This is a genomic window from Kitasatospora sp. NPDC056446, assembly GCF_042796115.1.
Taxonomy (GTDB): domain Bacteria; phylum Actinomycetota; class Actinomycetes; order Streptomycetales; family Streptomycetaceae; genus Kitasatospora.
The window spans coordinates 1-23,796 of the sequence record NZ_JBHTRF010000049.1 but is presented as its reverse complement, the minus strand read 5'-3'; the positions used below and the strand labels follow the sequence as shown (position 1 = coordinate 23,796).

General features: G+C 75.1%; 22 protein-coding genes. 5 read left to right on the top strand and 17 right to left on the bottom strand.

The features are described from left to right. Positions 1-54: 54 nt before the first annotated feature. The 5 genes from ACFQ6N_RS26715 to ACFQ6N_RS26695 all read right to left on the bottom strand — a co-directional run bounded on the left by ACFQ6N_RS26715 (position 55) and on the right by ACFQ6N_RS26695 (position 5,380). Positions 55-552 (bottom strand): hypothetical protein, encoded by a 498-nt coding sequence (locus tag ACFQ6N_RS26715; protein ID WP_380653975.1) that lies wholly within the window; start codon positions 550-552, stop codon positions 55-57. A gap of 85 nt (positions 553-637) precedes the next feature. Beyond that, positions 638-1,012: a DUF1304 family protein gene (locus ACFQ6N_RS26710; protein WP_380653973.1), complete on the bottom strand. Its 375-nt coding sequence runs from the start codon at positions 1,010-1,012 to the stop codon at positions 638-640. A 121-nt stretch (positions 1,013-1,133) separates the two neighbouring features. Then, positions 1,134-2,153, bottom strand: coding sequence for a serine/threonine-protein kinase (locus ACFQ6N_RS26705; RefSeq protein ID WP_380653970.1), 1,020 nt, complete (start codon positions 2,151-2,153; stop codon positions 1,134-1,136). Continuing rightward, positions 2,150-2,794 (bottom strand): hypothetical protein, encoded by a 645-nt coding sequence (locus ACFQ6N_RS26700; RefSeq protein WP_380653967.1) that lies wholly within the window; start codon positions 2,792-2,794, stop codon positions 2,150-2,152. The genes ACFQ6N_RS26705 and ACFQ6N_RS26700 overlap by 4 nt, the downstream gene beginning before the upstream one ends. Positions 2,795-3,010: 216 nt before the next feature. Continuing rightward, complete coding sequence (locus tag ACFQ6N_RS26695; protein ID WP_380653964.1) at positions 3,011-5,380, bottom strand: FHA domain-containing protein; 2,370 nt, start codon at positions 5,378-5,380, stop codon at positions 3,011-3,013. A 193-nt stretch (positions 5,381-5,573) separates the two neighbouring features. On the opposite strand from ACFQ6N_RS26695, the gene ACFQ6N_RS26690 reads away from it, so the two are divergent. Next, positions 5,574-6,923 carry an acyltransferase gene (locus ACFQ6N_RS26690; RefSeq protein WP_380653961.1) on the top strand — a complete coding sequence of 450 codons (1,350 nt, stop codon included), beginning with the start codon at positions 5,574-5,576 and terminating at the stop codon, positions 6,921-6,923. Between the two features lie 51 nt (positions 6,924-6,974). Here ACFQ6N_RS26690 and ACFQ6N_RS26685 read toward each other — a convergent pair whose 3' ends face one another. From ACFQ6N_RS26685 to ACFQ6N_RS26630, 12 genes are all read right to left on the bottom strand, one after another. Beyond that, entirely contained in the window at positions 6,975-7,793 is an 819-nt protein-coding gene (locus ACFQ6N_RS26685) for a DUF3050 domain-containing protein (protein WP_380653959.1), read from the bottom strand. A 78-nt stretch (positions 7,794-7,871) separates the two neighbouring features. Continuing rightward, positions 7,872-8,840 carry an alpha-ketoacid dehydrogenase subunit beta gene (locus tag ACFQ6N_RS26680; protein WP_380653956.1) on the bottom strand — a complete coding sequence of 323 codons (969 nt, stop codon included), beginning with the start codon at positions 8,838-8,840 and terminating at the stop codon, positions 7,872-7,874. Then, positions 8,837-9,889 carry a thiamine pyrophosphate-dependent dehydrogenase E1 component subunit alpha gene (locus tag ACFQ6N_RS26675; protein WP_380653953.1) on the bottom strand — a complete coding sequence of 351 codons (1,053 nt, stop codon included), beginning with the start codon at positions 9,887-9,889 and terminating at the stop codon, positions 8,837-8,839. Before ACFQ6N_RS26675 ends, ACFQ6N_RS26680 begins: the two co-directional genes overlap by 4 nt. 38 nt (positions 9,890-9,927) lie before the next feature. Then, entirely contained in the window at positions 9,928-10,842 is a 915-nt protein-coding gene (locus tag ACFQ6N_RS26670) for a phytanoyl-CoA dioxygenase family protein (protein WP_380653950.1), read from the bottom strand. Positions 10,843-10,874: 32 nt separating this feature from the next. Next, positions 10,875-11,861 (bottom strand): 4-hydroxyphenylpyruvate dioxygenase, encoded by a 987-nt coding sequence (gene hppD, locus ACFQ6N_RS26665; RefSeq protein ID WP_380653947.1) that lies wholly within the window; start codon positions 11,859-11,861, stop codon positions 10,875-10,877. 136 nt (positions 11,862-11,997) lie between these two features. Continuing rightward, positions 11,998-13,278 (bottom strand): beta-ketoacyl-[acyl-carrier-protein] synthase family protein, encoded by a 1,281-nt coding sequence (locus tag ACFQ6N_RS26660; protein WP_380653944.1) that lies wholly within the window; start codon positions 13,276-13,278, stop codon positions 11,998-12,000. After that, on the bottom strand, positions 13,275-14,891 hold the full coding sequence (locus ACFQ6N_RS26655) for a class I adenylate-forming enzyme family protein (protein ID WP_380653941.1): 1,617 nt from the start codon (positions 14,889-14,891) through the stop codon (positions 13,275-13,277). Before ACFQ6N_RS26655 ends, ACFQ6N_RS26660 begins: the two co-directional genes overlap by 4 nt. 288 nt (positions 14,892-15,179) lie before the next feature. Further along, positions 15,180-15,707, bottom strand: coding sequence for a hypothetical protein (locus ACFQ6N_RS26650; protein ID WP_380653939.1), 528 nt, complete (start codon positions 15,705-15,707; stop codon positions 15,180-15,182). A gap of 13 nt (positions 15,708-15,720) precedes the next feature. Beyond that, positions 15,721-16,959: a beta-ketoacyl synthase N-terminal-like domain-containing protein gene (locus ACFQ6N_RS26645; protein ID WP_380653936.1), complete on the bottom strand. Its 1,239-nt coding sequence runs from the start codon at positions 16,957-16,959 to the stop codon at positions 15,721-15,723. Then, positions 16,956-17,243, bottom strand: coding sequence for an acyl carrier protein (locus ACFQ6N_RS26640; RefSeq protein WP_380653933.1), 288 nt, complete (start codon positions 17,241-17,243; stop codon positions 16,956-16,958). Before ACFQ6N_RS26640 ends, ACFQ6N_RS26645 begins: the two co-directional genes overlap by 4 nt. After that, complete coding sequence (locus tag ACFQ6N_RS26635; RefSeq protein ID WP_380653930.1) at positions 17,240-17,515, bottom strand: phosphopantetheine-binding protein; 276 nt, start codon at positions 17,513-17,515, stop codon at positions 17,240-17,242. Before ACFQ6N_RS26635 ends, ACFQ6N_RS26640 begins: the two co-directional genes overlap by 4 nt. Positions 17,516-17,579: 64 nt before the next feature. Beyond that, positions 17,580-19,097, bottom strand: a complete 1,518-nt coding sequence (locus tag ACFQ6N_RS26630) for a class I adenylate-forming enzyme family protein (protein ID WP_380653927.1) — start codon at positions 19,095-19,097, stop codon at positions 17,580-17,582. Positions 19,098-19,275: 178 nt separating this feature from the next. Here ACFQ6N_RS26630 and ACFQ6N_RS26625 point away from each other — a divergent pair, with 178 nt between their 5' ends. The 4 genes from ACFQ6N_RS26625 (at position 19,276) to ACFQ6N_RS26610 (ending at position 23,637) form a co-directional block, all read left to right on the top strand. Beyond that, positions 19,276-20,376 carry an alpha-hydroxy acid oxidase gene (locus tag ACFQ6N_RS26625; protein WP_380653924.1) on the top strand — a complete coding sequence of 367 codons (1,101 nt, stop codon included), beginning with the start codon at positions 19,276-19,278 and terminating at the stop codon, positions 20,374-20,376. 81 nt (positions 20,377-20,457) lie between these two features. Continuing rightward, positions 20,458-21,288 carry a class I SAM-dependent methyltransferase gene (locus tag ACFQ6N_RS26620; RefSeq protein WP_380653921.1) on the top strand — a complete coding sequence of 277 codons (831 nt, stop codon included), beginning with the start codon at positions 20,458-20,460 and terminating at the stop codon, positions 21,286-21,288. A gap of 130 nt (positions 21,289-21,418) precedes the next feature. Next, positions 21,419-22,354: an alpha/beta hydrolase gene (locus tag ACFQ6N_RS26615; RefSeq protein WP_380653918.1), complete on the top strand. Its 936-nt coding sequence runs from the start codon at positions 21,419-21,421 to the stop codon at positions 22,352-22,354. Next, positions 22,354-23,637, top strand: a complete 1,284-nt coding sequence (locus tag ACFQ6N_RS26610) for a PLP-dependent aminotransferase family protein (protein ID WP_380654078.1) — start codon at positions 22,354-22,356, stop codon at positions 23,635-23,637. The genes ACFQ6N_RS26615 and ACFQ6N_RS26610 overlap by 1 nt, the downstream gene beginning before the upstream one ends. Positions 23,638-23,796: the final 159 nt, after the last annotated feature.

Sequence of the window (23,796 nt, the reverse complement as noted above, 5' to 3'; positions counted from 1 at the left end):
GTGACGCCGGCGTCCCGCCGCCCGTGGACGCGTTGCGACCGGGCCCCGGACCGCTCAGAACAGCCGGTGGCCCTTCACCCAGACGGACTTGCGGCCGTCGGCACCGACGAACCGGAGCTTCTTGACCCCGTCGTGCAGACCCGCCGTGGCCAGCAGCGACGGGCCCACGATCCCGGCCACGGCGGCCAGGGTGAAGAGCAGCCCGATGTTGCCGACCGCCTGGTCGTCGCCCTCCTCGACGGTCTGGCCGCCCAGGTGGATCAGCATGGGAACGGTGGCCAGGAGCGAGAGCAGCAGCAGCCAGCCCAGCGCCCGCTGGATCCGCTGCTTCACCCGCGCCTTGCCGGCGGTCTCCACCCGGACCGAGAAGGCCCGCATGCACCGCGGGCAGGTCAGGCCGATCTCCCGGTCCCGGTCGGCGGGCCGGGCCGCGCCGCCCTCCGGCAGGTGCGCGATGCTCCACCGGACCTTCGTCACGGTGGGCCCGTGCTCGACGCTCACCCTGCAACCGAGACCGACGACGTACCGGTCGTCGATCGGGAACCTGGCCATCGTCGCCACCCCCAGCCGCCGCGACCCTCGCGGGTTAGGGCGGATTGTTGCCCTGCCGGAGGGCGGCGAAACCACTGACGACCCATCAGAACGCTTCGGTGGCAAGGATGATCGCGGCCGGGACGGCCTGGCAGAGCGCGACGCGCCACAGTCTGGGCTCCGAGACGAACAGGGTGGTCCCGCCCGCGACCAGGAACGCGCCGATGTAGAGGATCACCGGCCGGCCCGAGGCCGGGTGCCCGGTGTGCAGCAGGACCAGTCCGGCGACCAGGCCGAGGGCCAGGAACAGGTTGTAGAAGCCCACGTTGAAACGCCACAGCCGGACCTCGGGGGCGTCCGCCGTGTTGCCGGTGAGCAGGTAGCGGACCCGGGGGTGCCCGTAGAGGAAGCTCTCCAGCGGCCAGGCCATGAGGTGGACCGCGGCGGCGACCATGGCGAAGACCTGGCTCACGGCGTCCATGGCGGGCGGCTCCCTTCGACGGCTGTTCGCACGGCCCCCGCCCCCGCGCTCCCGACCGCGTCCACCGCCGGGCCCACGACCGTGCCCGCCCCCGCGCTGCCGACCGCTCGCGCGACCACGCTCACCACCGCGGCGGGCGGACGGCCGGTGCGGCCCAGGGCGGCGGCTCCGGCACCGCTCTGGCCGGGCCGGCGGAGACCGCCGGGACGACCTGGGTGGGCGGCCCGCCGCCGCCCCACGGGCCGGATACGGGCACGGCGGCGGTCCCGGCCGCCGCGCGCAGTTCGGCGACGAACCGGAGGCAGTCGGGGTACCGCTCGCCGGGCGTCTTGGCGAGCGCCCGGGCGACCACCGCCGCCAGGGCGGGCGGCAGGTCGGGCCGGTGCTCGTCGAGCGCGGGCGGCGGGTCGTTGAGGTGGGCCCACAGCAGCGCGAGGTCGCTCTCCCGGCGGAACGGCGGGGCACCCGCGAGCATCTCGAACACCACGCAGCCGAGGCTGTACTGGTCGCACCGCCCGTCCAGCGGCCGGCCGGAGATCTGCTCGGGCGCCGCGTAGTCCAGCGTTCCGACGATCTGGCCGACGCTGGTCAGCCCGCTCAGCGAGAGGGACTTCTTGGTGAGCCCGAAGTCCGCCAGGTACAGGTGCTCGGGGTGCTCGCTGTCCGTCCCGGCGGCGACCAGCACGTTTCCCGGTTTGACGTCCCGGTGCACCAGGTCGTGACCGTGCGCGGCGTCCAGCGCGGAGGCGATCTGCAGGGCCAGCCGGGTGGCCCGCTCGACGGGGAAGGGGCCGCTGCGGTCGAGCAGGGCGCGCAGGTCGCCGCCCTCGACGTAGCGCATCGCGATGAACAGGATGCCGTCCTGCTCGCCCGCCTCGAACACCGGGATGATGTGCGGGTGGTCGATCGCGGCGGCGGCCTCCGACTCGTGCATGAAGCGCTGCCGGAACACCTCGTTGCGGGCCAGCTCGGGGGCCAGCAGCTTGACCGCGACGGTCCGGCCGAGCCGCAGGTCCTTGGCCCGGTAGACCACCGCCATCCCGCCGCGTCCGATCTCGCCCTCCAGCCGGTAGCCCGCGACCCGCCGCCCGACCAGGCCGGCGGGCAGGCTGGGGGCGGACGGCCGGTCGGCGGGGGTCACGGCTCGCCGGCCTGGGTGGGGGCGTACGGGCCGCGCGCCGGCGAGGGCGAGGGCCCGGGCGCGTCCGTGGGCGCGTCCGAGGGCCGGGGCGGGTCCGACGGCGAGGGCGAGGGCGTCGCCCCGGCGGAGGGGATGGGCGACGGCACGGAGGGCGGGACGGGACGGTCGGTCGCCGCGTACGTCTGGAGCTGGAGCCCGTCGCAGTAGCACCAGCGGTCGTGCACCGGGTCGAACACCCACAGGGCCTCCCCGTCGACCACCAGGCCGACCCGCCGGCCGCGCGAGCGCTCCCGGAAGGCCTCCAGGTCGATGCTGCCCGCCGCGAGGTCCTCCAGCAGGGCGCGGTAGCGGGCCAGTGAGGCCTCGGCCTCGGCGAGTGCCGGGCGCGGATCGGCGGTCCGGGCGGGCGGGCCCCCGGCTGCGGGCGGCGGCTGCGGGAGGGTGACCAGCAGGCGTCCGTCCACCCAGGCGGTCCAGCCGTTGGAGCAGAGGACCTGCGCCCAGTCGCCCTGGCGGGCGAGCAGCCGCAGCGGGAGCAGCGCGTCCAGGCGGGCGGAGGGCCGTGCCGGGTCCGGGGCCGTCCAGGAGGCCATTCCGCCGGGCGGGGCGATGTGGGTGGGGCGGAACGCGAACTCGTCCATGGGCGGCTACATTTCCTCCGCCGCGCGACCCCCGCCGCGCGCGGCACGACTCGCACCGCAGGTCTGTTCCCACTCTACCGGCGGCGGCCCGGCCCGACCCGGCGTCGGCGCCCGGGTCCGACCGGGCAGGACCCGGGCGGCCGGGCACAGCAGGGTACGGCGGGGTACAGCGGGGCACGGTCGGGTACGGCGGGGAGGGGCCGCGCGGTCACGGGGCTACTTGCGCATGATCGCGGGCTCGTGCCGTCGCAGCAGCGCCAGCACCAGCAGCCCGTAGAAGGCCGACAGCACCGGCAGCACGACCATGCTGAACTCCCAGCCGGACCGCTCGTGCCGGAACATCGGGTCGGCGGTGATGTCGTTCGGGAAGAGCGTGTGCAGTTCCACCGTGCGGGCCATCGCCGACATGCCCCAGCGCGACGGGACCAGCCAGGCGAACTGCTCCAGCCCCGGGACGCCGTGCAGCTTGAGCATCAGGCCGCTGAAGACGATCTGGACGACGGAGAGGAGCACCAGCAGCGGCATGGTGGCCTCCTCCTTGTCCACGAGCGCGGAGACCACCAGGCCGAGCATCATCGCCGAGAACGCGAGCAGCGCGACGGCGATGATCAGTTCGGGGAGCTGGGGCATCACCACGCCGGTCGGCACCGCCGCGGACAGGTCCACCCCGGCCAGGCCGACCACGGTGAGCACCGCGGCCTGACCCACCGTGACGACACCGAGGACCACCACCTTCGAGACCAGGTAGGCCGATCTGGACAGCCCGACCACCCGCTCGCGCCGGTAGAGCGCACGCTCCTTGACCAGTTCGCGCACCGAATTGGCGGAGCCGGTCAGCAGGCTGCCGATGCAGAGGGTGAGCAGGCAGTTGACGGCGTTGACCGGGGTGAGGCGGGAGCCGGCCATCGCCCGGCACATCAGGCCGATGACGAACGGCAGCACCACCATGATCGTGAGGAACAGCCGGTCGGCGGCCAGGACCGACGCGTACCGGCGCACCAGGGTGCCCAGTTGGGAGAACCAGCCCTGCGGCTTCTCCCGTCCGAGCGCGGCCGCCGGCCCGCCGGAGGGCGGTTCGGCTGTCCGCGGGCCGGCGACGGCGGGCACGACGGGCGCGGCCTCGGCCGTCACGTACCGCCCGTACTGCGGGGAGGCCAGGAAGCGGCGCTGCCAGTCGGCCCGGTCCTCGTTCTCGAAGGCCTCGAAGGCCTCCGGCCACTCCTCGTAGCCGAAGTAGCCGAGCGCCTCGCCGGGCGGCCCGTAGTACGCCGTCCGCCCGCCCGGGGCGAGTACCAGCAGGCGGTCGCAGACGTTCAGGCTCAGCACGCTGTGCGTCACCACGACCACCGTGCGGCCGTCGTCGGCGAGCCCGCGCAGCATCTGCATCACCGAGCGCTCCATGCCCGGGTCCAGGCCGGAGGTCGGCTCGTCGAGGAAGAGCAGGGACGGCTTGGTGAGCAGCTCCAGGGCCACGCTGACCCGTTTGCGCTGGCCGCCGGAGAGGCTGGAGATCACCTGGTCGGCCCGGCCGTCCAGGCCGAGTTCGTGGATCACCTCCCGGACCCGGGCCTCCCGCTCCTGCCGGTCGGTGTCGCCGGGGAAGCGCAGTTCGGCGGCGTAGGACAGCGCGCGCCGGACGGTGAGCTGGGTGTGCAGGATGTCGTCCTGCGGCACCAGGCCGATCCGGCGGCGCAGCTCGGCGTAGTCGCGGTAGAGGTCGCGTCCGTCGTACAGCACGGTGCCCTCGTCGGCGGGGCGCAGCCCGGTCAGCGCGTTGAGCAGGGTGGACTTGCCCGCGCCGCTGGGCCCGGCCACCGCGAGCAGCGACTTCTCGGCGAGCGGGAAGCCGACGCCGTCCAGCAGGACCCGGTGGTCGGGGCCGACCCGGACCACCAGGTCGCGGACGTCCAGGGAGATCTCGCCGGTGTCGGTGTACTCGACCAGGTGGCCGTCGGCGAGGCAGAGCGCGGAGTGGCCGATGCCGATGATGTCGGCCGGGCCGACCGGGGCCCGTCGGACCGGCCGGCCGTTGAGGTAGGTGCCGTTGTGGCTGGCCAGGTCGACGATCTCGTGGCCGCCGTCGGGCAGTTCGCGCAGTTCGGCGTGGTGCCGGGAGACGACGAGGTCGTCCAGGACCAGGTCGTTGTCGGGGAAGCGGCCGATCCGTACGGTGCGGCCGGGCAGTCGCAGCACGGAGCTGGGGTTGCGGAAGGTGGCGGAGGTCCGCGGGGCGACCAGGGACGGCCGCTCGTCCCGGGCGGGGGCGGGCAGGCCGGCGAGGGTCGCGGACGGGCCGTCGGCCGGATCGCCGAAGCGCAGCCGGGTGCCCGGGCCGACGTCCTCCTGGCCGACCCGTCGGCCCTCGTCGTAGGTGCCGTTGGTGCTGCCGACGTCCTCCAGCAGCCAGTGGCCGTCGGTGGCGCGCAGGACCGCGTGGTGCCAGGAGACCCGGGGGTCGTCCAGCACGATCTCGCTGGTCGGGTCGCGGCCGAGGTGATAGGCCCGGGCCGGGTCGATCAGCCGGGAGCCGGTGTCGGTGACCAGGACGAGGGGCGGCGCGGTGAGCGCGCCGGGGCGCTCTCCCATGGTGCGCATTCTATCGCCGCCGGGCCGGGCGGCGCTTTCCGGACCGCTGGTCCGGGCGCGCGCCCGGGTGTCCGACCGCTGCCCGACCAGGTGCTGGATTGGACTGGACCACTGCCGGGCGCGGCACTATCGTTCGGCGTGCCCCGCGCAGCGAGCGCCGCCGGTCGTCATCGAGTGCTTCGGAACGGAACCCATGAGCATCTGGCCCCAGTTGCGCCGATCCCGGACCGTCCGAGCCGGCCACCCGACCGGACGGGTGCTGCGCTGCGGCCTGATGGACACCATGCTCGCCGACCTTGCGGTCTCGGTCGTCCTCTGCTTCGAGCGGCCGCTGGACGACGACCGGATCGCCGCCGGTCTGGCCCGCGCCCTGGAGCGGGTGCCGGTCTTCGCCGGGCGGCTCCGTACCGTCGACGGCGTCCTGGAGGCGGTCTGCGACGACTCCGGCGTCCCGCTCGACGTCTACACCGTGGACGGCACGCTGGTCGAGGCGATGGGCCGGGTGACGGCGGCCGGCTCCGACCTGGTCGACCGGGTGGACGCCCTGGCCGCGCGGACCGGCGGCGCCCCGCTGTTCACCGTCCGGGTCACCCGCACCGCCGACGGCGGGACGGTGCTCGGCTGCTCCTGGCACCACGCGATCGGTGATCTGCACAGCTTCATGCTGCTGCTCCGGATCTGGTCGGCGGCGGTCGAGGGCGAGCCGCTGCCGGAGGCCGAACTCGTCGACGACCAGGACGTGTTGCTGGACGGGGTGCTCCCGGTCGAGGACTGCGGGCGGCCCGGCTTCCGGGTGCCCTCGGCGGACGAGGCGGAGCAGCTGGCCCGCGAGGTGGCGGCCGGGCCGAGGGCCAACCGGACCGTCCAGATCGCCTTCACCGATGCCGAAGTCTCCCGGATGCGGGAGGAGTTCGGGGCGGCGGCCGGGCGGAGGCTCTCCTCCGGGGACGTGCTCTGCGCCCATCTGCTCTCCACCTTGCGGGAGTTGGACGGGGACGACGCCGATCGGATGCTCACCGTCCCGGTCAACGCGCGCCGCTGGCTGGGCCTCCCGCCCGCGCTGGTGGGCAACCTGCTGAGCGAGGTCCACGTGCCGCACCGGCCCAAGGACGGGCCGGCGGCGCTGGCGGGCGCGCTGCGGGTGGCGGTCGAGGAGTTCCCGACCGCGCACCTCAACCTCCGCTCCAACCTGGGCTTCCTGGCCGCGCTCGGCCGCTCGCGGCTGCGCGAGTGCGTGCCGCTGGGCTTCGAGCCGCAGGCGCGCCGGTTCAGCTTCTCCAACTGGAGCCGCTTCGGCGCGTACCGGGTCAGCTTCCAGGGGCAGCACCCGGTGTTCTTCAGCCCGGCCGCGAACTATCCGCTTCCGTGGGTCAGTTGGTCGGTCGAGGGGTTCCGGGGCGAGGGGTACCTGACCACCGTGGTGCTGCCCGCCCGGCTCGCCGCCCGGGTCCGCGGGACGGAGGGCCGGGCGGCGCTGCACCGGTACCGGGCGGCGGCCGACGCGCTGCCCGCGTCGTCGGCCGTCCTGCCGAAGGTGGTCTGACCGGCAGGGCCCGTACGGGAGGGCCCGGCCCGGTCGGCCCTGCCGGGCGTGTCAGCCCTGCGCGGCGGCCTGGAGGGGGGCGGTCTCGAAGGACCGCTCGATGGCGGTCCACAGCGCGACGCGGGCCTGGAGCGCGGTGCGGACGGTCTCGGCGCAGGAGTCCCACTTGGCCTGGTCGTCGCCGCACAGGTCGATCAGCATCTGCATCGCCATCGGGGTGTGCTGCTCGCCGTCGACCTCGATGTGCCGGGCCAGGTAGTCCTTGAAGACGGTGAGGACGCCGTCCGGGTCGTCGATCGCGATCACCTGGGTGAACATGTCCGGGATCAGGTCCTCGCGGCCGAAGGCGAAGGCGGCGGCCCGGCAGTGCACCGGGGCGTTCTCGATGATCGACCAGGTCGTGCCGGTGAAGTCGACGGCGGCCTGCGGGACGTCGGCATCCTTCAGGGCCTCCGGCACGGCCGTGCCGGTGCCCAGGAGGGCCAGGAACGCCTCCACCGGGCGGGCGTCGGCGCCGGCCTGGCGCATGCCCTCCAGGTACAGCTCGAAGTGGCTGGTGTAGCCCTCGCCGAGCTCGTCGCTCTCCTCGACCAGCACGATGTCGTTGATCAGCCGGCGGCTGGCGGTCGGGCCCTTGGGGACCCACGGGACCTCGACGCAGGTCAGGTCGCGCTGGAGGCTCTTCAGCAGCGACATGAAGTCCCAGACGGCGAAGACGTGGCTGTCCAGGAAGGTGCGGACCCGCTCGATGCTGGTGAGCCGGTGGTAGACGGAGTGGCCGACGACCTCGCGGCGCAGCGGGTCGATGGCCTGCTGCAGGCTGGTCAGGCCGGGGTGCGAACGGTCCCAGTGGTAGCGGTTGGTGGACATGCGGGCTCCTTCTCGGTCAGGGGCGTTTCGGCGGTGCGTGCGCCGGGGGGTTTCCTCAGCGGTTCTTCAGGGGGTGCTTCAGGACTGCTTCATGACGCCGTACAGCGCGTTCCGCAGCTGCTCGCGGTTCGGCTGGACGGCCCGGTCGAGGGCCGGGGCGAAGGGCAGGACGGCGCCGTCGGGCCGGGTGATCCGGCGCGGCGGGGCGATCAGCCGCAGTTCCTCGGCGGCGGTGGCGAGCACCTCCGCGCCGAAGCCGCAGCTGCGGTTGGAGTCGTCCACGACGACCAGCCGGCCGGTGCGCTCCAGCGAGGCGGCGAGCGCCTCCCAGTCGAAGGGGTGGACGGTGCGCGGGTCGAACACCTCGACCGAGATGTCCGCCGCGACCTCCTCGGCCACGGCGAGCGCGTCGTGCACCAGGTGCCCGACCGCGACCACGGTGACGTCGGTGCCCGGGCGGTGGATCCGGGCCCGGCCGAGCGGGACCGGGACGAGGTCCCAGGTGACGGTCTCGCGCACCGGCATGGCGGCGGCCGGCGCGAACACCACGACCGGGTCCGGGTCCCGGATCGCCGAGCGCAGCAGCCCGTACGCGTCGGTCGGGGTGGCGGGCACCACGGTCTTCATCCCGGCGTGCGCGAACAGGCTGTACGGGTGGTCGGAGTGCTGTCCGGCCCAGCCGTCCCGGGAGCCCGAGCCGGGCACCAGGCAGGTCAGCGGCACGGTAGCCTGTCCGCCGGTCATCAGCGAGAACTTATGGGCCTGGTTGACGAGTTGCTCGAACACCAGGAACAGCAGCGAGGGGATCTGGAACTCCAGCACCGGACGCCGGCCGGCCAGCGCGGCGCCGACCGCCATCGAGGTGAAGGCCTGCTCGGACAGTGGGGTGTCGACGATCCGCCCCGGGCCGAAGCGGTCCAGCAGGCCGAGCGTGGGCCCGGCCATCCCGGCGCCGATGTCCTCGCCGAAGACGCACACCGCCGGGTCGGCGGCGAGTTCGTCGGCCAGCGCCCGGTTGAGCGCCTTGGTGTACGAGAGCCTGGTCACGGTGTCACTCCCGCCCGGGGCCGGAGCCCGTCCGCGTACAGGTGGTCCAACGCGCCCGCCGGGTCCGGGTGTTCGGAGGCGAGCGCGAAGTCCTCGGCGGCGCTGAGCTGTTCGGCGACCGAGAGGTCCAGTGCGGCGGCCGCCCCGGGGGCGAGCAGGGCGGCGGCGCGGGAGAGCGGGTCGCGCTCGCGCCAGGCCTCCACCTCCTCGGGGGTGCGGTAGCGCAGCTTCATCCGGCGTTCCATGGTGTGGTGGCCCTCGTAGCGGTAGGTGCGGCACTCCAGGAAGCCGGGCCCGCCGCCCTCGCGGGCCCGCTCGACCGCGCGCAGGGCGGCGGCGCGGACGGCCTCGGTGTCCATGCCGTCCACCTCCTCGGCGGGGATGCCGAAGGCGGCGGCCCGCCCGGTGGCGCTGCCCGCGACGGCGGTCGCGGCGGGCAGGGTGGTGGCGTAGCCGTTGTTCTCGCAGACGAACAGCACCGGCAGGCGCCACATCGCGGCGAGGTTGAGCGACTCCAGCAGGACGCCCTGGTTGAGCGCGCCGTCGCCGAAGAAGGCCACCGCGACCGGGGACGGTCCGGCCGACGAATGCCCGGCCTGTTCCTGCCCGGCCTGTTCCTGCTGGGCCGCCCAGGCGGCGCCGACCGCGATCGGGGCGCCGGCGCCGACCATGCCGTTGGCGCCGAGGATGCCCAGCGAGAGGTCGGCGGCGTGCATGGAGCCGCCCCGCCCGCCGTTCAACCCGTCGACCCGGCCGAGCAGTTCGGCCAGCAGCCGGTGCGGTGCGACGCCCCGGGCGAGCACGTGGCCGTGGCCGCGGTGGGTGCTGGTGAGCCGGTCGGCCGGGAGCAGCGCCGAGCAGACGCCGACCGCGACGGCCTCCTGCCCGATGTACGGGTGGATGCCGCCGGGGATCGCGCCGGCCTTCACCAGGGCGAGCGCGAGCTCCTCGAAGCCGCGGATCAGCCGCAGCATCCGGTAGCGCTCGGCGGCCGTGCCCAGCGGTGCGGGTGTTCCCGGCGGGGTGGGCGTGCCCGTGTCACCGGGCACACCCGCCCCGCCGCCGGCCGCCGGGCGCGGCGGAGCCGTCACGGCCGTCCCCGCCAGACCGCGGGGCAGAACTCCGGGTCGGCGTAGTCCGGTCGGCCGTCGGTGGTGCGGCGCACCAGCACGTCGTGGTTGTACACCACCGGGCTGCCGTCCGCCTTGTCGTGTCGGCGATACTCGTTGGCGCCGTCCTGGAGGTGCAGCGAGACGGCGCGGCGCGGGAAGGAGGCCAGGTTGGGCCCGCTGCCGTGGTAGGTGCGGCAGTGGTGGAAGGACATGTGGCCGCGCGGGATCAGCATCGGCACTTTGGTCACCCGCTGCCCGTTGTGGGCCGCGTTGGCGTCCAGGATGGCGTCCAGTTCGGAGCGGTCGCGGTCGGCGAAGTGCCGGGTGGAGTCCTCGCCGGAGGGCAGTTCCTGCCAGCGGTGGCTGCCGTCGACCATGGTGATGGTGCCGTTCTCCTCGCGGCAGTCGTGGAACGGGATGAACGCGGTGAGCATCTCGTTCGAGGAGGTGGTCTGCCAGTAGTGCTTGTCGAAGTGCCACGGCACCTGGTTGCTGGGCTCGCCGGGCACCGGCGGCTTGTAGATCAGGGTCGACTGGAAGATCCGGATCTCCTCGGTGCCGGCCAGCAGCGCGGCCACCGCGCCGACCAGCGGCTTGCGCAGGATCGCGCCGATCGCGTCGCTCTCGTGGTGGACGTAGTCGTTGTGCCGCTGGACGGGTCCGTCCGAGGGCTGCCAGGCGGCCAACCGGGGCGGCCGGACGGGCAGTTCGCGGTCCCGGCGGCCGGCGTAGTACAGCTCGGTGGCGGCCTGGAGGGTGTCCAGCTCCTCGTCACTGAACAGCCGGCGGGACAGGTACCAGCCGTGCTCGCGGTAGTGGGCCACCTCGTCGGGGGTGGGCAGCAGGTCGTGCTCGGCCTCGGTGAGCCGGAACTCGGCGGTCGTGGTCATGGCGCGGGCCTCCTTCGGATGTGCGGGGGTGGTCAGAGGGAGGCGGCGGAGCTGTGCCGCTTGATGGCCTCGTACAGCGCCTTGATGTTCGCGGTGCCGAAGGTCCCGGCGCCCTGGCGCTCGATCAGTTCGAGGAAGTAGGTGCGCCGGGGGTGGGTCGAGCGGGCGAAGATCTGGAACAGCTGGCCGCCGTGGTCCTGGTCGACCAGGACGTTCAGGTCGCGCAGGACCTCCACCGGGATGGCCGTCTCGCCGAAGCGCTCGGCCAGGACGTCGAAGTAGGCGCCCGGGGTGGTCAGGAACTCCACGCCGCGGGCCCGGATGGTCCGGACGGCGGTGGCGATGTCGCCGGTGCTGAAGGCGAGGTGCTGCACGCCGGCGCCGCCGTGGGCGGTGAGGAAGTCGTCGATCTGGCCGGGCCGGCGGCTGGTGTCGGGCTCGATCAGGGTGAAGGTGACCCCGCCGGACGGGCTCTGCACCACCTTGGAGTCCATGGCCTGCTCACCGACCTCGATGTACTCCTCGAAGATGGTGTGGAAGCCCAGCGCGGCCTCGCAGAACCGTACAGAGGTGGCGAGTCCGCCGGCCGGAAGGCAGATCGCGACGTGGTCGAGGTGGTCGAGCAGGCGCGGCTCCGGGACGGGCTCGGCGGTGCGCAGCGGGACGAAGCGCAGCGCGGTGTCGCCGAAGCCGGCGACCAGGGCGCCGTCGCGGTCCAGTACCCGGGCGCCGTGCCGCTCGGCCCGCTCCAGCGCGGCCTGCGGGTCGGTGCAGCCGAGGGCGAGGACGGCGACGCCGTCCCCGTGCCGGGCGACGTAGTCGGCGACGGGGTGCTCGGGGTCGGCGGCGGAGGCCAGGTGCAGCCGGATGGTGCCCTGGCGCAGCTCGATGGTGCGGCTGCCGTCGGGCGCGGTGGCCGGTTCGGCGGCGGTGAAGCCGTAGTCGGCGCAGAGTCCGGCCGCGGTCTTGTCGGCGTCGGCGCAGTGGAGCTCGGTGTGGGTGATGGTCTGGATGGACATCGGGATCTCCCCCCGGGAGGGATGGCAGGTCGTGGATCGGCGCGCTGCTGGGAGTGTCCGCTGGTCCGGGGCCGCAGGTCGGGCTTCGGTGGCCGGTCGGGGCTCCGGGCGGACGGTGAGGGCCTCGGACGGACGGCTACCTGGTGGCCCGGGTGCCGGCCGGGCCGAGGATGAGGCTCAGGTTGTGGCCGCCGAAGGCGAAGGCGTTGCTCAGCGCGGCGCGCACCGGGGTGGACCGGGCGGTGCCGCGGACGTGGTCCAGGTCGCAGGCCGGGTCGGGGTCGGTCAGGTTGAGCGTGGGCGGCAGCGTCCCCCTCGCCACCGCCAGGGCGGTCACGGCGGCCTCCAACGCGCCCGCGGCGCCCAGGAGGTGGCCGGTGGCGCCCTTGGTGGAGCTGACCGCGGGCGGGTGCGCGCCGAACACGGCGCGCAGGGCCGCGGTCTCCGCCACGTCGCCGAGCTTGGTGCCGGTGCCGTGGGCGTTCACGTAGTCGATGTCGGCCGGGGCCAGGCCCGCGTTGGCGAGCGCGGAGCGCATCGCGTCGGCGGCGCCGGTGCCGTCGGGCCGGGGCATGGTCGGGTGGTGGGCGTCGGTGGAGGCGCCCCAGCCGAGGACCTCGGCGTAGCCGGCGGCGCCGCGCGCCTCGGCGTGCTCGGCACTCTCCAGGACCAGGACGGCGCTGCCCTCGCCCAGCACGAAGCCGTTGCGCCGGCTGTCGAAGGGCCGGCTCGCCTGCTCGGGCTCGTCCCAACCCTGGGCTAGGGCACGGGCGTTGGTGAAGGCGGCGGCGATGGTGGGGTGCAGCGAGGACTCGGTGCCGCCGCACACCACCACGTCCGCGTCGCCGGCCCGGATCAGCCGCAGCCCTTCGGCGATCGCCTGGGCGCCGGCCGCGCAGGCCGTCACGACGGCGGAGCTGTAGCCCCGGATGCCGTGCTTGATGGCGACCCGGGCGGCGGCCATGTTGGAGAGCATGCCGGGCAGCAGGTACGGGCTGACGCCCGGGCGCCCGCGGTCCAGCCGGCGGTGCGACTGCTGCTCGAAGGTCTCCAGCCCGCCGCCGCCGGTCGCCAACACCACGGCGGTGCGGTGCGGGTCGGCGTCCCGGCCGACCACCAGGCCGGCGTCGGCCAGCGCGTCGTCGGCGGCGGCCAGGCCGAGCAGCACGAAGCGGTCCACGCAGCGGGTCTCGGTCGGCGGCAGCACCTCCCGGCCGTCCACGGCGGGGGCGATCCCGGCGGCGGGCAGCCACCCGTGCGCGGCGTGGTCCTCGGGGACGGCGCGGACGCCGGAGCGTCCGGCGGTCAGCGCCTCGAACACCTCGGCGGGCTTGCGGCCGAGCGGGGAGACCAGGCCGATGCCGGTGACGACGGCGCCGCGGCGCGCGCGTCCGCTTCGCTCGCTTCGCTCGCTCACGCGCCCACCGCCGCGAGGTGGCGTTCGCGCAGCAGGACCTTGCGGACCTTGCCGGTCGGGCCGAGCGGGATGTCCTCGGGGGAGACCACCAGGACCCGTCGCACGGTCGCCGCGGCGGCCTCGTCCAGCGCGGCGACGACCGCCTTGGTACGGTCCGCGGCCTGGTCGGCGCCCTCGGTGAGGAGCAGCAGGACGTCGGTGACCACCTGCTCGCCGTCCCGTACGGCCACCACCGTGCAGTCCAGCACGTCCGGGCAGGCGGCCAGCACCCGCTCCTCCGACATCGCGGTGAACAGCCTTGCGCCGCCGCCGAGTTCGACCGAGTCGACGGCCCGGTCGACGTGGTAGTAGTAGCCCTCCTCGTCCCGGTACATCAGGTCCCCGGTGAGGAAGCGGCCGCGGATCCGGGTGCGGAAGGTGGTGGCCGAGTCGTTCCAGTAGCCGAGTGCCAGGGTCGGGGAGGCGGTGGCGAGTTCGCCGACCTCGCCGGGGCCGAGCGGCTCGCCGTCCGGGCCGACCACCTCGCAGTCGACGAAGGCGTGCGGGCGGCCGACGCAGCGGCCGTAGCGCTCGGTGCCGGGGCCGTGGGTGATGAAGAAGTGCGAGTGGCCCATCTCGGTGGAGCCGAGGCCGTCCACGAACAGCGAGCCGGGGACGCGGGAGCGGCCCGCGCGGGTGACGGTCTCCCGGCTGCCGGTGGCGATCAGGCGGCGGATGTGCACCTCGTGCGCGCAGTCGCCGGTGTTCCACCACAGGGCGACGGAGTCGAGGTCCCGGGCGGCGAGGTCGTGGCGGGCGAGGTCGGCCCAGGTGGCGGCGAAGCCGACCACGCCGGTGGGCTGCCACTGCTCGATCGCCGCCAGCACGCCGTCGCCGGACTGCCGGGAGAGGAAGGCGAGCCGGGTGTGCGAGCTGAGCGCGAGGTTGAGCGCGATCAGGGTCGCGGCGTGCGGGGCGGGCAGGGCGCTGAGCATCCGGTCCTGGCCCTGCGGGCGGGGCAGCCGCAGCCGGTGGCGGATCGCCGCGTACAGGCTCGCGTGGGAGTGGACGACGGCCTTGGGCATCCCGGTGGTGCCGGAGGAGTGGGTGATCGCCACCGGGTCGCCGGACCAGTGCCGGTAGGGCTCCGGCGCGTCGTCCGGGTCGCCCGCGCCGAGGGTGGCGATCTCGGGCAGCAGCGGCGCGCCGGGGTCGTGGCCGGCCAGGGCGGCCAGGTGGGCCGGGTCGGCGAGGACGCCGACCGCGCCCAGGCGGGCGATGTAGCGCGCGGCGCGCTCACCGTCCAGGTTGGGATTGAGCAGGGCGGGGACGGCGCCGAGCCGGGCCAGGGCGAGGAAGGCGAGCACGTGGTCGGCGGCGTCGCTCGCGTAGACCACGACCGGGTCGCGCCGGGTGACGCCGAGCGCGTGCAGGGCGGCGGCGCGGGCCCGGACGGCGCGGTCCAGCTCGCGCAGGGTGAGCGGCTGCCAGGCGGGGTGGTCGTCCACCGGGGTGTCGAAGCTGAGCAGCGGCTCGTCGACGTCCAGCCCGAGTGCGATCCGGGCGGTCAGGACGTTGCCGGCGCCGACGTCGGGGTCGTCCGCGAGCAGGGTGCGGAGACTGCGGATGGTCACGGGGGTGGATCCCTCCATCGGGGCCGGTGGACGGCCCGGGCGGCTGATCGGGTGGCAGGGGTCGGTCGGCCGCGCGGCTTGCGGCGTGGCGGTGCGTGGCAGTGCGTGGCGGTGTCGGGTGGGAGGCGGGCGGAGGCGGCTGGTGTGCCGGGTGCGGCTGCGTCAGGCGCCGGGCCTCGGTGATGGGTACGGCCGGGGGCGGTCGGCGGGTTCAGCTCGGTCGGCGGGTGCGTCGCGGTCGGGTACGTCGCGGTCGGGTGCGTCGCGGTCGGCGGCTTCCGGTGGTCGTCAGGCCGGGGGGCCCGCGAGCAGGACGGCGGCCGCGTGGTCGCCGTCGGGCGTCTGCTCGGCGGCGATGACCAGGACGCGGTCGGCGTCGCCGTCGGCGAGCAGCAGTGCGGCGAGTCCGTACGCGTCCGCCGGTACGCGGCCGGGTTCGGCCTCGGCGGGGCGGATCGCCACGACGGGGCCGGTCAGGCCCCAGCGGGCGGCGATGTGCCCGAGGACGGCGTTGGGGTTGGACTGGAAGAACAGCAGCGGTCCGGTCCGTCGGCCGGGTTCGGCGCTCTGCTCGATGGCCCGCGCGGTGGCGAGGTCGCCGCTCGCGCTGGCCAGCAGCAGGGCGGTCCGCCCGGGGGCGGGCGGCTCGCCGTGGAGCTCGCGCAGGCAGCGGTCGGCGGTGTCGGCGACCAGCGGGTTGAAGCCGGAGGCGGCGAAGCCGGGCAGCGGTGGCGGCGGTCCGTCCAGGCCGGGGGCGGGGCGGCGGGCCCGGGCGAGGATCCGCAGGCCGTGGGTGTCGTCGTCAGGGGTGCTCATGGTGGTGTCGGTGTCATCCAGGGGCCAGCAGCAGCGCGGTGTTGGCGCCGCCGAAGGCGGAGTTGAGGCTGAGGGCGTAGGCGGGGCGGGCGGCGCGCGGGCCGTCCAGGACGAGGTCCAGGGCGAGGTCCGGGCCGAGGTCCGGGTCGGGGCCGAGCCAGCCGGCGTTGACCGGGAGCAGACCGGTACCCAACGCGCCGATGGTGACGGCGAGTTCGAGCAGCGCGGAGGCCTCCAGGGCGTGGCCGTGCACGGACTTGCTGGAGCTGACCGGCAGGCGGTCGGTGTGCGGGCCGAACACCCGCCGCAGGGCGCGTGCCTCGGCGTGGTCGGACAGGGTGGAGCCGGTGCCGTTGGCGTTGACGTAGCCGACCTCGGCCGGCGCGACGCCCGCGCGGGCCAGTGCGGCCTCGATCGCCCGGGACACCCCGGTGCCGTCCGGTTCGGGGCGGCAGACGTGGTGGGCGTCCCCGGAGCGGCCCCAGCCGGCCAGCCGGGCCAGCGCGGACGCACCGCGCCGCTCGGCGGCCGGGGCGGCCTCGACCACGACGGCGGCGGCCGCGTCGCCGAGCAGTGTGCCGCTGCGGCCGGCGCTGAACGGGCGCAGCTCGCCGTCGCGGGCGAGCGCGCGCCCGGCGTCGAAGACGGCGAACACGCCCGGTCCGACCAGGTGCCCGGCCGCGACCAGGACCCGCTCGTGCCGTCCGGCGGCCACCAGGGCGGCGGCGTCGGCGACGGCGGTCGCGGCGGCCACGCAGGCTCCGGTGTACACCCGGGTCACGCCCGGGGCGCCGTGCCGCGCGCGGACGCCGGAGGCCACCGCGTCGGTGACGGCGCGGGTGCGCTCGTCGCTGTGCAGGGCCAGCAGGACGGGCAGCGCGGCGCCCTCGGCGGCGGTCAGTCCGGCCTGGAGGCAGGCCTGGGCGATCGCGTCGAGGACCGTCCCGGCGGTACGTGCCGCTCCGGTCACAAGGGCGTCGGCCGGCCGGGAGTCGGCCGATAGGGAGTCGGTGGACGGGGAGTCGGTGAGCAGGGAGTCCGCCAGCAGGGCGGCCCGGGTGGTCCGGCGGGCGCTGACGTCGAAGCGGGTGACCGGGCCGAACGCGGCCTTGCCGTGCGCGGCGGCCTCGGTGAGCGCGGCGAGCCCGCGCCCGGCGGCGCTGAGCACGCCGACACCGGTGACCACCGCACCGACCCGACCGGGCGGGCCCGGCGGTTCGGGCGGCCCGGCGCCCGTGGCGGTGGCGGTCACGGCCGGGTGCCCGCGCGCTCGGCCAGGACGGCGCCGCGCAGCAGCACGGTCGCGTCGTCGACCGTCCGCACCGCGCCGAAGCTGTCGTCGTCCAGGTCCAGCTGAAGCCCGTAGCGCTGCTCGAACTCGGCGACCAGCCAGGTGAGTTCGAGTGAGCCGAGCTCCTCGGGAACGGTGTCGACGGCGCGCTGCCCGAACGCCGCCAGCATCGTCAGGACCTCGGCCCGGTCGGGCAGGTCCTCGGGGCCAGGAGCGGAACCGGGGCCGGGGGCGGCGCTGGTCACGCGGCGCTGCCGGAGGCGGTGGCGAGGGCGTCGACCCGGCGGGCGACGTCCGCGGTGAACTCGTCCAGCGTCATCAGCGCGGTGGTCTCCATCTCGTCCAGGTCGAACTTGATCCCGAACTCGTCCTCGACCTGCACCGACAGGTCGGCCAGCGCGAGCGATTCGAGGTCCAGGCCGGCCGGGCCGAGGTCGGTGTCGCCGGTGACCTCGGAGACGTCGTACTGCATCTCGGTGAGGGCGGCGAGGACGAACACGCGGATGCGGTCGTGCATGGTGGTGGCTCCTTGTCGGGGTGTTCGCGATGTGGTGCGAGGGGAGTCGGTCCGGCGCGCGCGGTCAGCGTGCGGGGACCGTGGCGGCCGCGGCGGAGTCGCGCAGGGCGGCCGGGTCGCGCAGCAGCTTTCCGGTGGCGGTGCGGGGGAGGACGGGGAGCAGGGCGAGCCTGCGGGGCCGCTTGTAGGCGGCGAGGCGGCGGGTCAGCCCGGCCTGGAGGAGGGCGAGGTCGGCGTCGGGTTCGGTGGCCAGGTAGGCCTCGATCGCGCCGCCGTCGAAGACGACCACGGCCTCGCGGACCTCGGGAAGCGTGGTGAGGGTCTGCTCGACCTCGGTGAGGTCGACCTTCAGACCGCCGATCGAGACCTGGGAGTCCAGCCGGCCGAGCACGGTGACCAGGCCGACGGTGCCGTCGGACTCGCTGCCGTCCTGCCCGGTGGCGTCCGGGCCGGTGGCGCCCTGCCCGGTGGCGTCCGGGGTGGCCGCGACCAGCTCGGCCGCGTCGCGGGTGTGCAGCCAGCCGTCCGACCAGCGGCTCGGGTCGTCCAGCCCGGGGTACGGGGAGGACGCCGAGCCGAGTTGCAGCTCGCCCTTCACCAGGCGCATCCGCATCCCGTGGACGGGGCGCTTGGCCGGGTGGAGGGTGCCGTCGAGGTCGGTGGCGATGACCCCGGTCTCGGTCATGCCGTACATGGTGCCGAGCGGGACGCCGTACCGTTCGGTGAACAGCGCGGGCAGGCCCGGGCGGACCAGTTCGCCCGCGACGATCATCCGTCGCAGTCGTGGCAGCGGCGGGGGAGCGACCGTCCCCGCCAGCAGCTCGGCGTGGAACGGCACCCCGACGACCGTGGTCGGCCGGTCGGAGCCGGCGACCGCGGCGAGGATGCCCGCCGCCGTCATCCGCTCCGGCACGGTGAGCGCGGCACGGGAGTACAGGCCGTTGAGCAGCCCGCCGACCAGTCCGAGCACGTGCACCACGGAGGACAGCAGCACGACCCGCTCGCCCTCGCCCGGGAACTCCACCAGCCTGTGGTAGCAGTCGAGTTCGCGCAGCAGGTCGGTCGCGGTTCGGGCGATGACCTTGGCCGGACCGGTGGATCCGGAGCTGAGCTGGATCAGCGCGTGTCCGCTGCGGGCCGGTCGCCCGTCCGCGAGCGGGACGGCCACCGGATCCACCTCGGAGAATCCGCGCAGTGCCGCCGCGGGCCGATGGGCGGAGCCTACCAGCACCTGCGGGGCGAGCCGCGCCACCGCCGCGTCGACCTCATGGTCGGTCAACCGGTGGTCGAGCAGGGTGACTTGGGCGCCGAGCCGCCAGCATGCCAGCAGCACGGCGACGAACGCCACCGAGGGCGGCAGCCGCAGTGCGGCCGTCCCGCCGGGGCCGAGCCCGGCGGCCGCCAGTCGTACGGACTGCTCCTCGACCAGGGCGCGCAGGGCGTCCCGGTCGATCGGCGTGCCGAGGTGGAGGCACTCCTCGCCCCCGGGCCCGGCCAGCAGCAGCCGGTCGACCCAGGCGTCCGGGGCGTCGGAGTGCGGCGGTGCGGAAGGCGGAAGTGAGGGGAGGGAAAAGCCGGTCAACGCGGCTCCACACAAGTGAAGGGATTTGACATGAACGCCGTTCTCAACCAAAACGGTCAATTCCGTTGCCAGACCATGGCACAGACGTTTGGTCAAATCAAGGTCTATACCAATGTGGTCATTGCTCCTACGCTGCCGAACCGGGACTGGCCCGCGCGTGGCCGTCCGGGAACGAGGAATGCCCGTGGGAGCCCTCACGCTGGCCGGGATCGAGCGCGCGGCACGCGCACAACTTTCCCCGGAAATCTGGGATTTCATCGAAGGCGGCAGCGGTGCCGAACGCACCATGGCGGCGAACCGGGAGATGTTCGGACGCTATGCGTTGCGCCCGCGCACCCTGGTCGACGTATCCGCCTGCGATCCGGCGCTGACCCTGCTCGGTGCACCGCTCGGCCTCCCGCTCGGCATCGCCCCGATGGCCTACCACCGGCTGGTCGACCCGGAGGGCGAGACCGCCACCGCGCGCGCGGCCGGCCGGGCCGGCGCCCTGCTGGTCGCCGGGATGTTCGCCAGCCGCACCCTGGAGGAGATCGCCGAGGCCTCCGCCGGCCCCCTCTGGCTCCAGCTCTACTGGCTGCGCCAACGCGCCGCCCTCGCCGCCCTGGTGGAACGCGCCGAGGCGGCCGGCTTCCGCGCCCTCGTCCTGACCGTGGACGCCCCCAGGATCGGCCGCCGGCTGCGCGACCTGCGCAACGGCTTCGCCATCCCGCCCGCCGTCCGCGCCGTCAACCTGGACCCGGCCCTGATGTCCGCCAGCCACCGCTCCACCGACGGCGCCTCCGGGATCGCCGAACACGCCCGCGAACAGTTCGACCCCACGCTGACCTGGGCCGACCTCGCCTGGCTGCGCGAACGCACCCGGCTCCCGCTGGTCCTCAAGGGCATCCTCACCGCCGAGGACGCCCGACTGGCCGTCGAGCACGGCGCCGACGCCGTCGTGGTCTCCAACCACGGCGGCCGTCAACTCGACGGGGCGGTACCGGCCCTGTACGCGCTGCCCGAGGTGGTCGAGGCCGTCCCGGCCGCACTGCCGGTGCTGCTCGACGGCGGCGTGCGCACCGGCGCGGACATCGCCGTCGCCCTCGCCCTCGGCGCCCGGGCCGTCCTGGTCGGCCGTCCGGTGTTCTGGGGCCTCGCCACCGGCGGCGAGACCGGGGTGCACCGGGTGCTCGACCTGCTGCGCGACGAACTCGAACACACCATGGCCCTGTTGGGCCGTCCCCGGCTCGCCGACCTGGACCGTACGGCCCTCGCCCCCTGGCCCTGCGCCACCGGTTGAACCGCCCGGCCGGCGCACCCGGCGCCGGCGGGTGAACCGCGCGGCCCCCGCGGCACGTACTTCCGAGAAAGAGAACCCGAGATGACCGCACAGACCGAGAGATTCCCCGGCTGGGACTGGGACGACCCCGACGACCTGGCCACCCGCCTGGACGGCTTCAGCGCGCAGGTCGCCACCTGCGACACGCTCGAAGCACGCCCCGGCGGACTGCCCCGCGACCACGCGGACTTCCGCGAACTCGGCCTGACCGGCATCGAGTTCGCGGCGTTCCGGACCGCCCACCCGGAAGGCCTCGGCACCGACCTCACCGCCCTGCGCGGTCCCGGCGCCGGCACCGGATCCGGTGGCGGCACCGACCCCGGAGCCGTCACGGAGCCCGGAGCCGTCACGGAGCCCGGCACCCTCTACCGGGTCGACGGCGACCGCTGGTTCACCCAGCTCGACATCTCCGAGCCGCTGCCCTTCGCCGACGCCAGCGTCGACTGGGTGTACGCCGAGCACCTGATCGAGCACGTCACCATGCCCGTCGCGGTCGGCTGGCTGCGCGAGGCCCGGCGGGTGCTGCGCCCCGGCGGCGTCCTGCGCGTGACCACCCCCGACCTCGCCCGCTACCTGGCCGGCTACGCCACCGGCGACGGCTTCCTCGCCAAGCACAGACGGCGGCTGACCACCCTCGGCTTCGGCCCGCCGATGCCGGACCGCCCGGCGTTCCTGGTCAACCAGATCTTCCGGTACTACGGCCACCAGTGGATCTACGACCTGGACGAGCTGCGGCACGTCCTCGCCCTGGCCGGCTTCGCGCCCGAGCAGATCCGCCACTGCGCCTACCGCCAGGGCGTCCGCCCGGACGTCGCCGACCTCGACACGGCCTTCCGCACCGACGAGACCGTGTACGTCGAGGCCGACCGCTGAGCGCCTGACGCCCCGACCGCCCGACCACGCACCACCGGCACCGCCGCACCGCGTGCCACGTGCCACCGCACCACGTACCGCCGCACCACGCCCGACCGTTGAACCCCGCCGCTCCAGAACGGGACCACCCATGCCCCTGCACCCCCAGGCCGAGGCCCTGCGCGCCCGGCGCGCGAGCAGCGGCGCACCGCCGCTCTACACCCTCACCCTCGCCGAGGCCCGCGCCGCCGACCTGGCCGACATCCGCGCCGCGGCCGGCACCCCCGAGCCGGTCGCCGCCGTCGAGGAACACCGCGTCGCCGGCCCCGGCGGCGAACTCGCCCTGCGGCTCTACCGGCCCGAACCGCCCGGCCGCCGACTGCCCGCCCTGCTCTACCTGTTCGGCGGCGGCTGGACCCTCGGCTCGCCCGACACCAGCGACGCGGTCTGCCGCCGGCTCACCAACACCGTCGGCTGCGTCACCGTGTCCGTCGGCTACCGCCCGGCCCCCGAACACCCCTTCCCCGCCGCCCTGCACGACTGCCGCGCCGCCCTCCTGGCGCTCGTCGACCGGGCCGCGGAGTTCGGCATCGACCCGGACCGGCTCGCGCTCGGCGGCGACAGCGCCGGCGGCAACCTCACCGCCGCCCTGACCCTGCTGCTGCGCGCCGACGGCGGCCCGGCCCTGCGCCACCAGCTGCTCGTCTACCCCAACACCGACCACGGCGCCGACACCCCCTCGCTGCGTGAGCACGACGACCCGGCGTTCTTCAACCGCCGCTCGGTCGACTGGTACTGGGGCCACTACCTGGCCGACCCGGCCGACGGCGAGAGCCCGTACGCCTCCCCGCTGCGCGCCGCCACCCTGGCCGGCCTGCCGCCCGCGACCGTCCTGACCGCCGAGTACGACCCGCTGCGCGACGAGGGCGAGCAGTACGCCGAGGCGCTGCGCGCGGCCGGGGTCCCGGTGGAGCTGCGCCGCTTCGAGGGCGTACCGCACGGCTTCTTCGCCATGACCGGCACCCTGGACGCGGCCGCCGAGGCCCAGGCGTACGCCGCCGCGCGGCTCCGGGAGGCCCTGCGGTGATGCTCGCACTGGACGACCTGCACGCCTCCCTCGCCGATCCGCTGCTGGACGCGATGACCTTCCTGAACGAGGCGACCACCCGCTACCCGGACGCCGTCTCCTTCGCCCCCGGCCGCCCCTACGAGGGCTTCTTCGAGCCCGAGGACGTCCCGGCCCACCTGGACCGCTTCCTGGCCCACCTCGCGGACCGCGGCCTCGGCCGGGACGCCGTCCGCACCGCGCTGTTCCAGTACGGCCCCACCAAGGGCATCATCGCCGACCTGGTCGCCCGCACCCTCGCCAACGACGAGGGCCTGACCGTCGCCCCCGAGGCGCTGGTGCTCACCGTCGGCGCCCAGGAGGGCATGCTGCTCACCCTGCGCGCGCTGTGCGCCGGTCCGGACGACGTCCTGCTGGTCAGCTCGCCCTGCTACGTCGGCGTCACCGGCGCCGCCCGGCTGCTCGACCTGACCACCCGGCCGGTCCCCGAGGGCCCGGACGGCGGCCCCGACCCGGAGGCGGTCCGCGCCGCCGCCCGGGCCGTCCGCGCCGAGGGGCGCCGCCCGCGCGCCCTCTATGTCGTCCCGGACTTCGCCAACCCGTCCGGCACCAGCATGCCGGTCGACGCGCGCACCCGGCTGCTGGAGGTGGCCGAGGAGGAGGGCTTCCTCGTCATCGAGGACAACCCGTACGGCTTCTTCGCCCGCACGCCGGGCCTGCGGCCCACCCTCAAGGCGCTCGACCGCCGGGGCCGGGTCGTCCACCTGGGCTCCTTCGCGAAGACCTGCTTCCCCGGCGCCCGGCTCGGCTACGTCGTCGCCGACCAGGAGGTCACCGGGCCCGGCGGGCGGCGCGGCCTGCTCGCGGACGAGCTGGCCAAGCTGAAGAGCATGACGACGGTCAACACGCCCGCGCTCAGCCAGGCCGTCATCGGCGGCATGCTGCTCGCGCACGACTGCCGCCTGCGCGCCGCCAACACCCGCGCCACGGCCCACTACGCGGCCGGCATGGACACCCTGCTGCGGGAGCTGGACCGGCACTTCCCGGCCTCCGAGCGGCGCCGGCTGGGCGTCTCCTGGAACCGGCCGGACGGCGGCTTCTTCGCCGTGCTGACCGTGCCGTTCGCCGCCGACGACGCGGCGATGGAGCGCTGCGCGCGCGACTACGGGGTGCTGTGGACGCCGATGGCGCCGTTCTACCCGGCGGGCGGCGGCGAGCGGCTGCTGCGCCTCTCGATCAGCTCGTTGACGCAGGCCCAGATCATCGACGGAGTGGCGAAGCTGGCGGCCTTCATCGTCTCCTAGAGGACCCGGACACGCCGACAGGCACCCGGACGGACACGCCGATGGGGCCCGGCTCGCAGCAGCGAGCCCGGGCCCCCCCGCGGGGGGGGGCCCCCGCGGGGCGCCACCGCGCCCCGGAGGGCGCCACCAGAGCGCCCGGAACCACGCTCGACGGGCACT

Excerpts from the sequence above, each read along its gene's own strand:
- ACFQ6N_RS26715 (WP_380653975.1), bottom strand. The coding sequence starts at position 552 with ATGGCCAGGTTCCCGATCGACGACCGGTACGTCGTCGGTCTCGGTTGC.
- ACFQ6N_RS26710 (WP_380653973.1), bottom strand. The coding sequence starts at position 1,012 with ATGGACGCCGTGAGCCAGGTCTTCGCCATGGTCGCCGCCGCGGTCCAC.
- ACFQ6N_RS26700 (WP_380653967.1), bottom strand. The coding sequence starts at position 2,794 with ATGGACGAGTTCGCGTTCCGCCCCACCCACATCGCCCCGCCCGGCGGA.
- ACFQ6N_RS26695 (WP_380653964.1), bottom strand. The coding sequence starts at position 5,380 with ATGGGAGAGCGCCCCGGCGCGCTCACCGCGCCGCCCCTCGTCCTGGTC.
- ACFQ6N_RS26690 (WP_380653961.1), top strand. The coding sequence starts at position 5,574 with ATGAGCATCTGGCCCCAGTTGCGCCGATCCCGGACCGTCCGAGCCGGC.
- ACFQ6N_RS26685 (WP_380653959.1), bottom strand. The coding sequence starts at position 7,793 with ATGTCCACCAACCGCTACCACTGGGACCGTTCGCACCCCGGCCTGACC.
- ACFQ6N_RS26670 (WP_380653950.1), bottom strand. The coding sequence starts at position 10,842 with ATGACCACGACCGCCGAGTTCCGGCTCACCGAGGCCGAGCACGACCTG.
- hppD (WP_380653947.1), bottom strand. The coding sequence starts at position 11,861 with ATGTCCATCCAGACCATCACCCACACCGAGCTCCACTGCGCCGACGCC.
- ACFQ6N_RS26650 (WP_380653939.1), bottom strand. The coding sequence starts at position 15,707 with ATGAGCACCCCTGACGACGACACCCACGGCCTGCGGATCCTCGCCCGG.
- ACFQ6N_RS26635 (WP_380653930.1), bottom strand. The coding sequence starts at position 17,515 with ATGCACGACCGCATCCGCGTGTTCGTCCTCGCCGCCCTCACCGAGATG.
- ACFQ6N_RS26625 (WP_380653924.1), top strand. The coding sequence starts at position 19,276 with ATGCCCGTGGGAGCCCTCACGCTGGCCGGGATCGAGCGCGCGGCACGC.
- ACFQ6N_RS26620 (WP_380653921.1), top strand. The coding sequence starts at position 20,458 with ATGACCGCACAGACCGAGAGATTCCCCGGCTGGGACTGGGACGACCCC.
- ACFQ6N_RS26615 (WP_380653918.1), top strand. The coding sequence starts at position 21,419 with ATGCCCCTGCACCCCCAGGCCGAGGCCCTGCGCGCCCGGCGCGCGAGC.
- ACFQ6N_RS26610 (WP_380654078.1), top strand. The coding sequence starts at position 22,354 with ATGCTCGCACTGGACGACCTGCACGCCTCCCTCGCCGATCCGCTGCTG.